Origin of the sequence: Phenylobacterium sp. (assembly GCF_016124325.1) — a bacterium.
In the GTDB taxonomy this organism is placed as follows: Bacteria; Pseudomonadota; Alphaproteobacteria; order Caulobacterales; family Caulobacteraceae; genus Phenylobacterium.
Window position 1 is genome coordinate 60960 of the sequence record NZ_WGNY01000016.1, and the last position, 12049, is coordinate 73008.

Annotated in this window: 7 protein-coding genes; 2 read left to right on the forward strand and 5 right to left on the reverse strand. The window is 70.1% G+C overall.

The genetic code is table 11. The features are described from left to right. Positions 1-8: 8 nt before the first annotated feature. Both GC203_RS08920 and GC203_RS08925 read left to right on the forward strand, forming a co-directional pair. Positions 9-1940 carry a DUF3604 domain-containing protein gene (locus tag GC203_RS08920; protein ID WP_293453450.1) on the forward strand — a complete coding sequence of 644 codons (1932 nt, stop codon included), beginning with the start codon at positions 9-11 and terminating at the stop codon, positions 1938-1940. A gap of 38 nt (positions 1941-1978) precedes the next feature. Continuing rightward, the gene (locus tag GC203_RS08925; protein ID WP_293453452.1) at positions 1979-3940 is read left to right on the forward strand and encodes a DUF3604 domain-containing protein; all 1962 of its coding nucleotides are present in this window, start codon (positions 1979-1981) and stop codon (positions 3938-3940) included. 12 nt (positions 3941-3952) lie between these two features. On the opposite strand, the gene GC203_RS08930 is transcribed toward GC203_RS08925, so the two are convergent. From GC203_RS08930 to GC203_RS08950, 5 genes are all read right to left on the reverse strand, one after another. Then, positions 3953-5203, reverse strand: a complete 1251-nt coding sequence (locus tag GC203_RS08930) for an aminotransferase class III-fold pyridoxal phosphate-dependent enzyme (protein ID WP_293453453.1) — start codon at positions 5201-5203, stop codon at positions 3953-3955. Between the two features lie 28 nt (positions 5204-5231). Continuing rightward, positions 5232-6776 carry an arylsulfatase gene (locus tag GC203_RS08935; protein WP_293453454.1) on the reverse strand — a complete coding sequence of 515 codons (1545 nt, stop codon included), beginning with the start codon at positions 6774-6776 and terminating at the stop codon, positions 5232-5234. Positions 6777-6811: 35 nt separating this feature from the next. After that, positions 6812-8131 carry an aspartate aminotransferase family protein gene (locus GC203_RS08940; protein WP_293453455.1) on the reverse strand — a complete coding sequence of 440 codons (1320 nt, stop codon included), beginning with the start codon at positions 8129-8131 and terminating at the stop codon, positions 6812-6814. Between the two features lie 33 nt (positions 8132-8164). Beyond that, positions 8165-9424: an aminotransferase class V-fold PLP-dependent enzyme gene (locus tag GC203_RS08945; RefSeq protein WP_293453457.1), complete on the reverse strand. Its 1260-nt coding sequence runs from the start codon at positions 9422-9424 to the stop codon at positions 8165-8167. Between the two features lie 217 nt (positions 9425-9641). Further along, positions 9642-11996: a TonB-dependent receptor gene (locus GC203_RS08950; protein WP_293453459.1), complete on the reverse strand. Its 2355-nt coding sequence runs from the start codon at positions 11994-11996 to the stop codon at positions 9642-9644. Positions 11997-12049 lie beyond the last annotated feature (53 nt).

Consider the following 12049-nt stretch of genomic DNA (forward strand, 5'->3'; position numbering starts at 1 on the left):
GGCGAGACATGGCGGCGATGCGGTATGTGGTTCCGGCGGTCGTGGTCGGACTGCTGGCGGGCGGCGCGGCGGCGGTGAGCGCCGTCCAGGCGCCGCAGGCGGAGCCGGCCCGGCCCGCGGCCGCGGCGTCGCCGAAGCCCGCGCCCAAGCCGGCGGCGAAGGCCGCCGCGCACCTGCCCGGCTACAATCCCGACCGCAACGCCTATTTCGGCGACCTGCACGTCCACACCTACCTGTCGAACGACGCCTACATCTCCAGCGTCCGCCGCACGCCGGACGACGCCTACCGCTACGCCCGGGGCGAGGCGATCGGCCACGCGGCCGGCGGCATGGTGCGCCTGGAGAACGGACCGCTCGACTTCGCGGCCGTCACCGACCACTCCGAATATCTGTCGGCCGTGCGCGAGGCGGCCCGGCCCGACAGCCCGCTGTCCAAATTGCCGTTCGCCAAGAGCCTGTCCGGGACCGGCGCGGCCGGCATGCAAGAGGCGTTCAGCGCCTTCGTGATGGCCAGCCACTCCGGCACCCTGCCCAAGGAGTTCAAGGACCCCGCGCTGGTCTCGCACGGCTGGCAGGAGGAGCAGGAGGCGGCGGCGCGCAACTACCAGCCCGGCCGCTTCACCACCTTCGTCGCCTATGAGTTCACCTCGGCGCCGGACGGTCGGAACCTGCACCGCAACGTCATCTTCGGGAGCGCGAAGGCCCCGACGCTGCCGTTCGCCGCGACCGACTCCACCGATCCCGAGGACCTGTGGCGGACCATGGATCGCTGGCGCACCCAGGGCATGCCGGTGCTGGCCATCCCGCACAACGCCAACGGCTCCGACGGGATCATGTTCGACGGCGTGCGGCGCAACGGCCAGCCGATCGACCGGGCCTACGCCGAGCTGCGCGCCCGCAACGAACCGCTGACCGAGATCACCCAGACCAAGGGCACCTCGGAGACCCATCCGACCCTGTCGCCCAACGACGAATGGGCCGATTTCGAGATCATGGACCGCTACATCGGCAGGGATAAACCGGTGACGAAGTTCGCCGGCGGCTACGTCCGCCGCGCCCTGGAGGACGGCATCCTCTTCCGCGAGAAGCTGGGCGTGAACCCGTTCAAGCTGGGCTTCATCGGCTCGACCGACAACCACAACGCCACGCCGGGCGCGGCGGAGGAGCGCAACTACTTCGGCGCCTCGGGCGGCCGTGACGGCACGCCGGCGGCGCGGGGCTCGATCCCGCGCGACGGCGCCAAGGACTGGCAGGGCGGCCAGAGCGCGGTGATCCGCCAGACGCGCGGCGCCTCGGGCCTGGCCGGCGTCTGGGCCGAGGAGAACAATCGCGAGTCCATCTTCGCGGCCCTGCGCCGGCGCGAGACCTTCGCCACCTCGGGCCCCCGAATCCGCGTGCGCTTCTTCGGCGGCTACGACTTCCCCGCCGACATCGCCACGCGGCCCGACGTGGTGCGCACCGCCTATGCGAAGGGCGTGCCGATGGGCGGCGACCTGCCCGCCGCCAAGGGCCGCGCGCCGACCTTCCTCGTTTGGGCCGTGCGCGACCCGACCGGCGGCTATCTGCAACGGGCCCAGATCGTGAAGGGCTGGATCGAGAACGGCGCGGCCAAGGAGAAAGTGTTCGACGTCGCCTGCTCCGACGGGCTGAAGGTGGATCCCAAGACCGCCCGCTGCCCCGACAACGGCGCCTCGGTGAACCTCGCCACCTGTGAACCCGACCGCTTCAAGGGCGACGTGGAGCTGCGCACCGTCTGGACCGATCCGGGCTTCGACCCCAAGCAGCGCGCCTTCTACTACGTCCGCGTGCTGGAGAACCCGTCGTGCCGCTGGTCGACCTGGGACGCCATCCGCAATGGCACGCCGCCCAACCCGACCTTCCCGGCGACGATCATGGAGCGGGCCTGGTCATCGCCGATCTGGTTCGACCCCACCGCCTGATCCGGGCGACAAGAAACAAAAAAGCGAGGGAGAGCGCCGTGACACCCAGGTTGAAGGACACCTTGCGCTACGCCGCGCCCGCGGTCGTGGTCGGCCTGCTGGTGGCCGGCGGCGCGGTCGGGGCCATGACCGGCGCGAAGCCGGAGCCGGCGTCGCCCGCCGCCAAGACCGTCGCGTCCGCGGCCAAACCCGCCGCGGCCAGCGCGCCTTCGTCGTCTGAGCGACTTCCGGGCTACAACCCGGACCGCAACGCCTATTTCGGCGATCTGCACGTCCACACCTATCTGTCGAACGACGCCTATATCTTCAACGTCCGCCGCACGCCGGAAGACGCCTACCGGTTCGCGAAGGGCGAGCCGATCGGCCATGCCGCCGGCTACCAGATCCGCCTGACGGGCGGTCCGCTCGACTTCACCGCGGTGACCGACCACTCCGAATACATGGGCGTCGTGCGTGAGGCGGGAGATCCCGCCAGCCCGCTCTCGAAGCTGGACTTCGCCAAGGCGCTGGTGAGTTCGGATCGGGAGGAGATTCAGAAGGCCTTCCGCGCCTTCGGGCAGGCCTGGCGCAACGGGACGCTGCCGGAGCCCTTCAAGGATCCGGCCATCCGCTCCCGAGCCTGGCAGGAAGTGCAGGATGCGGCGGCGCGCAACTACCAGCCCGGCAAGTTCACGACCTTCGTGGGCTATGAGTTCACCGCGGGCCTGACCGGCCGGAACCTGCACCGCAACGTGATCTTCCGCTCCGCGAAGGTTCCGACGCTGCCCTTCTCCGTCGCCGATTCGAACGATCCCGAGGATCTGTGGCGCAAGATGGACGGCTGGCGCGGCGCGGGCGTTGACGTGCTGGCGATCCCGCACAACTCGAACGGCTCGGACGGCCTCATGTTCGACGGCAGCCGGATGAACGGCCAGTCGATCGACCGGGCCTACGCCGAGCTGCGCGCCCGCAACGAGCCCCTGGTCGAGCTCACCCAGACCAAGGGGACTTCGGAGACCCATCCCTCGCTCTCGCCCAACGACGAGTGGGCGAATTTCGAGATCATGGAGAGCTACATCGGCCTCAACAAGGCGATCACGAAGTTCGACGGCGGCTACGTCCGCCGGGCGCTGGAGGACGGCCTTCTCTATCGCGAAAAGGTGGGCGCCAACCCGTTCAAGCTGGGCTTCATCGGCTCGTCCGACACCCACAACGCCGCCCCCGGCAGCGTCGAGGAGCCCAACTATTTCTCGAAGGCCGGGCGGGCCGACGGGATGCCCGAGCTGCGGGGATCGATCCCGCCGAACGGCGCCAGGACCTGGGAGGGCGTCGACGCCGCCGCGGCCGGCGGCCGCTACAATTCCTGGGGGGCCTCGGGCCTGGCCGGGGTCTGGGCCGAGCAGAACGACCGCGAGTCGATCTTCGCGGCGCTGCGCCGGCGCGAGACCTTCGCCACCTCGGGCCCTCGCATCCGCGTTCGGTTCTTCGGGGGCTACGACTTCCCGTCCGACCTGCTGACCCGGCCCGACACCGTGCGCCAGGCCTACGCTCACGGCGTGCCGATGGGCGGCGACCTGGCCGCCGCCAAGGGCCGCGCGCCCAAGTTCCTGGTCTGGGCCGTCCGCGATCCGAAGTCGGGCTATCTGCAACGCGCCCAGATCGTGAAGGGCTGGATCGAGAACGGGGTGGCCAAGGAGAAGGTCTTCGACGTCGCCTGCTCCGACGGGCTGGCCTTGAACAAGACCACCTGGCGCTGCCCCGACAACGGCGCGTCGGTGAACCTCCAGACCTGCGAACCCGACCGCTTCAAGGGTGACGTGGAGATGCGCACCGTCTGGACCGATCCGCAGTTCGATCCCAAGCAGCGGGCCTTCTACTACGTCCGCGTGCTGGAGAACCCGTCGTGCCGCTGGTCGACCTGGGACGCGCTGCGCAACGGCACGCCGCCCAACCCGGCGCTTGCCCCCACCGTCATGGAACGCGCCTGGTCCTCGCCCATCTGGTTCGAGCCCACCGCCTGAGGCGGCGGCCCCTCAGGCCGGCGGGGTGAGGGCGAAGGCTTCGGCGGCGATGGCGATGGTCTCGTCGATGTCGGCCGGGGCGTGGGCGCCGCTGAGGTTCCAGTTCAGCGCCGGGTGCAGCAGCGCGCCGCGCGCCGCGGCCTCGCGCGCGAACCGGCGCTGGCGCGCCCCATCCTCGTCGTTCGCGAACAGCAGGGTCGGCATGGTGGGCGGTCCCGAGATGTCGACCGCGTGGCCTGCCTTGGCGGCGCCCGCCGCGAGGCCGTCGCAGAGGCGCTGGCCCATGGCCACGATGTGGTCGAAGACCCGGTCGCGGTCGTAGATCTCCAGCACCGCCATGGCGGCGGCCATGGGCGTGGCCTCGAACATGTAGGTCGAGGTGTAGAAGATCTTCCGGGCGGCGCGGCGCAGGTGCTCGCGGGCCAGCAGCGCCGAAATGGCGTGACCGTTGCCCAGCGCCTTGCCGAAGGTGGTGATGTCGGGCTCCAGTCCCAGGCCCTTGTGCGATCCCTCCGGGTGCAGGCGGAAGCCGTGCCGCACGTCGTCGAACACCAGCTGCACGTCGTGCTGCGCGCGCACCTGCTCGATGGCGGCGATGAAGTCGGTGGTGGGCGCCACGGTCGGATGCCGGGGGTTCTGGTCCAGCGGGTTGAGGATGATCGCCGCCGACGCCTCGCCATGGGCCCGGCAGTGGTCGACCAGCGCCTGCGGATCGTTCCAGGGCAGCCGCCAGACGTCGCCGGTCAGCTCCGTCAGGGGACCGGGCTGGGGCAGGGTGGCCAGCTCGGGATCGCTCCCGTGGTAGGCGGCGGTGAAGGTGATCAGGCCCCGCCGGCGGGTGTGCTGGCGCGCGACGCGGGCGCCCAGGCTCACCACCTCGGACCCGTTCTTGGAGACCACGCCCCAGGCGAAGCCCGGGAAGCGCGCCAGGAGCCGTTCGATCACCTCCACCAGGGTGTCGGGGAACATGCTGGCGCTGGTGAGCCGTTCGGCCTGGCGGGCCACGGCGGCCTCCACCTCGGGATGGCGGTAGCCCAGGATGTTCGGGCCGTTGGCGCTGAGGAAATCGATGTAGCGCCGCCCGTCGGGGTCGGTGATGCGGCAGCCCTCGGCGGCGACGATGAAGCCGGGCAGGACGCCGCGGCCGGCCATGTCGGCGCTGCGCGACAGATAGATGCCGCCGCCGGGCAGCACGGCGTCGGCGCGGGTCCAGAGCGCCTGGCCCTTCGGACCGTCGACGGGATCCTCGATCATCAACGGCATGGCGGGCGCCTCCTGGTCGATTGCGGCGTCAGGCCTGGTCACCGGCCGGCGGCCCTTCGGCGCCCGGCTTGAGGTTGGGGAACTTCGCGACGCTGGCGGCGTAGTCGCGCTGGATGCGGGCCATGGGGCGGCGGACCCAGAGGCTGGTCGTGGAGATGTTCCACATCTCCTTGGGATCGTTCTCAAGGTCGAACAGCCAGGGATTGGGCAGGGTGTAGGCCAGGGTGGTCGTGGCGTTCTGGCCGGTGGAGACCACCTCGTTGCGCGGCGGCTCCCGGATCTCGAAGTGCATCTTGAAGTTCCGCCACTTGATCGCCAGCAGGCGATCGGCGTGGAAGTACATGATGTGGTCGCGGCTCGACTCGGCCTTGTCGCCGAACAGGAAGTCGGTCTGGTCGAGAGAGTCGACGGCCCGGTCGGTGGGCGTGCGGTCGGCCGCGCCGGCCACCCGCGCCAGGGTGCGGTAGAAATCGAGGATCGCGACGATCTGGTTGGAGGTGCGGCCGGGGGTCGTGCGGCCCGGCCAGCGGATCACGCAGGGCACGCGGAAGGCGCCCTCCCAGCCGCTCGGGAACTCGCCGCGGAACGGGCCGGAGTCGGACTGGCCGCCGAAGTCGACGCCGGGGCCCTGGAAGGTCTGCGGGCCGTTGTCGCTGGTGAAGATCACGATGGTGTTGTCGGCGATGCCGGCGGCGTCCACCGCGTCGATCACCCGGCCGGCGTTGTGGTCGATCTCGTCGAGCGCGTTCTGGTACTGCGAGCGGTTGGGCTTGGTGAAGTCCGGGTGCGTCAGCGGCGGATCGTGCGGCAGGGTGTAGGGCAGGTAGAGGAAGAAGGGCTTCTTCGCCTTGGCGTGCTTGTCGATGTAGGCCACGGCGCGGTCGGTGATCTCGCGGTCGATCAGCGAGCGGGCGGTCCGGTCGTAGGGGCGCAGCGCCCGGCTGGGCTCGCCGCGCCGGCCCTCCAGCACGGGCTGGAGCTGGTATTCCGAAGGCACGAAGCCCGGCTGGATCGTCCAGTTGCTCTCGCCGCTGGAGCGGGGGATGCCGAACCACTCGTCGAAGCCCTGGTCGGTGGGGAAGCGGCCCTCGCTCGAACCGAGGTGCCACTTGCCGTAGCAGGCGGTCGCATAGCCGGCGTCCGAGAGCAGCTCGGCCAGGGTGTACTCCCACGGCGCGATGCCGTCCTTGCCGCCGTTCAGTTCGACGCGGGAGGTGCCGCTGCGCACCGGCATCCGGCCCGTGAGCAGGGCCGAACGCGTGGGCGTGCATTCCGGCTCGACGTTGAAGTTGGTCAGCCGCAGGCCCTGGGTCGCCAGCCGGTCGATGTTGGGGGTCGGCACGCCGCGCAGCTCGCCGCCGCCGTAGCAGCCCAGGTCGCCGTAGCCGAAGTTGTCGACCATCATGAAGACGATGTTGGGCCGCGCGCCGTCGACCGGCTTGCGGGCCGGCGGGGCCGCGGCGCGCGTGGCCGTCACCGACGCGGCGAGGCCGATCAGGCCGGTTCCGCCGGCCAGCAGCGCCCGGCGGCTCGCGCCGGGGGTTCCGGGGGCTTTGGGCGGCTTGCGGGACATGACGGCTCCTGCGGCTTCGGGTGGGCGTGCGGCGGTCAGTTCAGGGCGTTGCGGAAGCTGGCGTCGAGGGCGTCGATCACCGGCCCGATGTCGGACATCGACAGGCAGAGCGGCGGCACCATGCGCAGCACGCTGCGGTGCGGGCCGGACTTGCTGACGACGACGCCCTGCCGGCGGGTCTCCTCGAAGATCGCGGCGGTCTCGGCCGTGGCCGGCTCCTTGGTGCTGCGGTCCTTCACCAGCTCGATGGCGGTCATCAGCCCGACGCCGCGCACGTCGCCGATGATCGCGTGCCGCTGCTGGAGTTCGGCCAGGCCCTCCTTGAGCGCGGCGCCGACCGTGCGGGCGTTGTCCTGCAGCTTCTCCTCGCGGATGGCCTGGAGCACCGCGCGGCCGGCCGCGCAGGCCACCGGATTGGCGCCGTAGGTGTGGAACAGGAACTTGTCGGCCATGCACTCGGCGATGTGCCGCTTGGTCACCACCGCGCCCAGCGGGATGCCGTTGCCGATGCCCTTGGCCATCACCACGATGTCGGGGACCACGCCGTCGGCCTCGAAGGCCCAGAAGTGGTCGCCCGTGCGGGCGAAGCCCGACTGCACCTCGTCGCTGATCGCCAGCCCGCCGGCGGCGCGGACCCGCTCGAAGGCGCCGGCGAGGTAGCCGGGCGGCATCGGCACGATCCCGCCGTAGCCCTGGACGGTCTCGATGATCATGCCGGCCAGCCGGCCCGAGGTGGCGGTCTGGATCGCCCGGTCGATCTCGTCGAGGTACGGCTGCACGCCCGGGCCGAAGACGCCGCGGTATTGGTTGGGCTCGGGCACGAAGGTGACGCCGCCCAGTTGCGGCACGTCATGGCGGAAGCCGGCGATGCCGGTCAGCGCCTGCGCGCCGAAGGTCGCGCCGTGGTAGCTGGTCCGCAGCGACAGCATGTCGATGGCGCCGGTGAACTCGCGCGCCATCAGCAGCGCCAGGTCGACGGCCTCGGTCCCGCTGTTGGTGAAGTGGACGACCCAGTCGTGGCCCGCCGGCATGGTCGCCACCAGCTCCTCGGCCAGGTGCGCCGGGACGGGGTGGTAGAACATGGTCGTGCAGTGGGTGAGCTGGGCGGCCTGCGCCTGCACCGCGGCGACCACCTTGGGATGGGCGTGGCCCACCGAGATGCAGAGGTTCATGCCCAGCAGGTCGGTGTACCGCCGGCCGGTCTCGTCCCAGAGGTACTGCATCTCGCCGCGCTGGAAGATCAGCGGGGACTGGTAGGGCACGAACTTGCGCTGGGACGCCGCGTAGTACCGCTCCCGGCGGTTGACGACGCCCTCGGTCGACCAGTCGGTGGCGAGCGGTTCGGCGGTGTCCAAGTCACGTCTCCCTTCCGGGGCTGGGCCTAGGGGTCAGTAGGTGGCGGTCAGGTCGCTCTTCGACTTGGCGGCGCGCACCGCGGCGACGCTTTCGCGCAGATCGGCGAGATATTGCTCACGGGCCGGCTCGTGCTGCATCGACAGCATCGTATGCATGCCGCGCGGCGCGCTGGTCAGTCCGGGGATCCATTTCTTCGCGCGCATCTGCTCGGCGACGGCGTAGATGTCGAAGGCGTTGGAGCCGAAGTTGATGATGGTGACGTCAGGCTTGGCCCAGAGCTCCAGCCCCTCGATCGCGGTGATCCCCTCGACGTAGCGGTCGACCATGGCCGACAGGTTCCGCGCCGCGCGCGTGTAGCCCTCGACGCCGAGGTGGTTGATCACCGCCCAGGCCGCGGCGACCGCCGCGCCGGGCCGGGAGCCCGACATGGTGGCCGTGGTGTACATGCCGCTGGGCCAGTAGCCGAGGCGGAACGTCGAGCGGTCCAGATCCTCCCCCTCCCGGAAGAAGACGGTGGACGAGGGCTTCGGGGCGAAGCCGAACTTGTGCAGGTCGGCCGAGATCGAGCGCACGCCGGAATGGCGGAAGTCGAACACCGGCGTGCCGCGCCCGATCCGCTCGAACCAGGGCGCGATCCAGCCGCCCACGCAGGCGTCGACATGCATCCAGACGCCGGCGGCCTCGGCCACGGCGCTGACCTCTCCGATCGGATCGATGACGCCGTGCGGGAAGCAGGGCGCCGAGGCCACGACCATCATGGTGTTCTCGTCGATCAGGTTGCGCAGGGCCTCGACGTTCACCCGGCGGTCGGGGTCGAGCGGGGCGCGGCGCACCTCCACGTCCATCAGGATCGCGGCCTTGTCGAACGCCGGATGGCCGGTGACGGGCATGACGATGTTGAGCGGCGCGCCGGGATTGTGGGACTTGAGCGCGCGGTGGCGCTCGCGCGCGGCCTTCGTCGCCAGCAGGATGCTTTCGGTGCCGCCGGTGGTGAAGACGCCGCGGCCGCCCTCCGGCGCCGAGAGCAGGTCGAGGCCGTAGTCGAGCACCTCGCGCTCCATCGCCGCCAGGCCCGGATAGGCCCGCGCGGCGCCCAGTGCGTTCTCGGAGAAGAACGCCATGAAGGCGCGCTTGCCGACCTCGTAGGCTTCCTGGTCGGCCATGAAGAAGAAGATCGCGGTGCGGCCGGCGCGCCAGTCGGCGTCGTCGGACGTGCGCTGGCGCATCTCGCGCTCGAGATCGGACCAGGGACGGTCGCCCTTGGGAAATGCGGCTCGCGTGGTGTCGGCCATGTCGCTCTCCGGGGGCGCGACCGCGCGCACGGCGAAGCGCCCGGCTCCGCGCGGTCGGCCCATCGATTGATGTTCGATGGGGACCGGCGGCGCGAGGGGAGGCCCATGCCGCCGGTCCCTTGGCGTCACGCCTCCGCGTCCATCCCGGTCGCCGCTTCGCAGGGCGGGTCGGGCGGGGCGCGGCGCGCCGTGGCGCCGTGTACGTTCGCCGCCGCCGTCACCAGCGGTGGTTCACCTCGATCCCGTAGGTCCGCGGCTGGCCCATCCAGCCGATGAAGCCGTTGGCCGGACGCGTTCCGCCGCCGCTGATGTTGGCGCCCTGGGTCTGGGAGGCCTCGACGATGAAGTACTCTTTGTTGCTGAGGTTCTTGCCCCAGATCGACACCCGCCACGCGCCGTCGTCGGAGGTCACGCCGAGGTTGCCGTCGAACAGCGTGTAGCTCGATTGGTAGGCTCGCGGATCGAGGCTCGCGTCCATGTACTGCGAGCTCTGGTAGTTCATGCTTCCGGAGACGAACCAGCTCCACCCCGTGCTCGCCAGCGGCTGCTCCCAGCGGGCCGCCAGGCTGCCGCGCACCTTCGGCGAGAGCGGCAGGGTCAGGCCGTTGAAGTTGCAGTAGGCCTTGGTGGAGTCGGTGTACTGCCCCGACGAGGGGGGCGGATCAGACCCCTGGAAGGGATAGGTCTTGTCGCAGGTCTGGCGGTCGGCGCCGCTGACGATCTTCGACTTGATGTAGCTGAGGCTGCCCTTCAGGCTGAGGTGCTCGATCGGGGCGGCCTGGGCGTCGACTTCCACGCCCTGGTTCCGGAAGTTCCCGGCGTTGCCGATCACGAACCCGACGCCCTGAGGGGTCAGGGTCGACTGCTGGTAGTTGTTCACCTTCATGCGGAACACGTCGACGTTCAGGATCAGCTTGCGGTCGAACAGGGTCGACTTGATCCCGGCCTCGTAGGTCCGCGAGGTTTCGGGGTCGAAGGTGTAGGGCGTCACGACCGCCGAACGCGAGTTGAAGCCGCCGTCCTTGTAGCCGGTGCCGGCGATGACATAGGCCATGACGCCGTCGGTGAGGTCGTACTGGGCGCCGAGCGACCACGTCGTGTCCTTGTCGACGCGCTTGCCCGTCAGCGACCCGCCGCCCTGCTGGTTGGCGAAGAACACCGGCGACACCGGGGCGCCGGTGATGTTGGACAGGACCGCGTCGATCGAGCTGGTCTTTTTGTCCCGGCTCCAGCGCCCGCCGGCGGTCACCCGGAACTGGTCGGTGACGTTCAACGTCACCTGGCCGAAGATCGCGATGGCGTCGATGTCCTGGGCGTAGGTCAGCGTCTGGCGGTTGCCGGCCGGGATCTTGCCGCCGCCGCCGGTGCTGGCCGGGAACACGCGGTTCGCCATCGTGCCGACGGTGGTGATCGCGTCGTAGTCCAGGGTGCTGTGGTAGTAGTAGACGCCGCCGACGTAATCGATCTTCTGCTTGGCGTCGGACGCGATCCGGAGCTCGTTGCTGGTCGCCCGGATCTTGTCCCGCTGCTCGTTCGTCGTGATGTCCAGCGGCAGGCCGCCCGGGGACTGATTGGGCGTGTGGTCGTAGTACGAGTTGTAGGCGAGGATGTCGGTGATCGTCGCGTTGATCTGCGGCAGGTCATGGGTGATCTGCCCCGACACCCCGTACATGTTCGTCGTGTTCTCGGAGTCGGTCGCGGCGTTCACCTGGAACTTCCCGGCCGGCACATAGGGGTGCGACGGGTTGGCCGCCGTCTGGGCGATCACGAACGGCGACGTCGCGAACGACGTGGGCGTCGGATTGTAGCCGAAGACGATGCCGCCCGGGCCCAGCGGATCCACCTGCCGGGCGTTGGAGCCGATGACCTTGGCGTGGGAGTAGTAGGCGATCAGGTCGACGGTCGTATCGTCGCCGGGCGTCCAGCGCAGTCGCCCGCGGACGCCGGCCTTGCGGTCCTTGCCGGTCTTCGAGCCGTCATAGATGTTCTCGTATTCGCCGTCGTCGCGGCCGTACCAGTACGAGACCCGCCCCGCCAGATCGGGGGCGAGGCCGCCGCCGATCAGCCCGGTGATCTTGAACCGGTTGTCGTTGCCGTACTGGATGGTGTTCTCGGCTTCGGTCCGGTCGGTCGGCGCGCGCGTCGTGATGTTGATCGCGCCCACCGGCGTGTTCCGGCCATAGAGCGTGCCCTGCGGGCCGCGCAGCACTTCGACCGTCGAGATGTCGGACAGCTCGCTGTAGACCGGGCCGGCGACCTGGACGTAGACCCCGTCGACGAACACGCCGACGTCCTGATCCGTGCCGGGGTTGGTGCCCGAGGTCCCGACGTTCCGCAGGACGATCGAGGAGTTGCGGTTGTTGGTGGACTGCTGGATCGACAGGCTGGGGACGAACCGCGAGACGTCCGCCACCGTCGAGATGTTGGCCTTCTCCAGCTGATCGCCGCTGATCGCGCTGATCGACATGGGAACGTCCTGGACGTTCTCCGGCCGCTTCTGGGCCGTGACGATCACCTCCTCGACCCCGACGGTCTCCGCCGCCGAGGCCACCGCCGGCGCGGCCAGCGCCAAGCAAGCGGCCGACGCGAGTAGCTTCCTGCGCCCCATGGTCATTTCCCCCTTTG

Excerpts from the sequence above, each read along its gene's own strand:
- GC203_RS08945 (WP_293453457.1), bottom strand. The coding sequence starts at position 9,424 with ATGGCCGACACCACGCGAGCCGCATTTCCCAAGGGCGACCGTCCCTGG.
- GC203_RS08930 (WP_293453453.1), bottom strand. The coding sequence starts at position 5,203 with ATGCCGTTGATGATCGAGGATCCCGTCGACGGTCCGAAGGGCCAGGCG.
- GC203_RS08920 (WP_293453450.1), top strand. The coding sequence starts at position 9 with ATGGCGGCGATGCGGTATGTGGTTCCGGCGGTCGTGGTCGGACTGCTG.
- GC203_RS08935 (WP_293453454.1), bottom strand. The coding sequence starts at position 6,776 with ATGTCCCGCAAGCCGCCCAAAGCCCCCGGAACCCCCGGCGCGAGCCGC.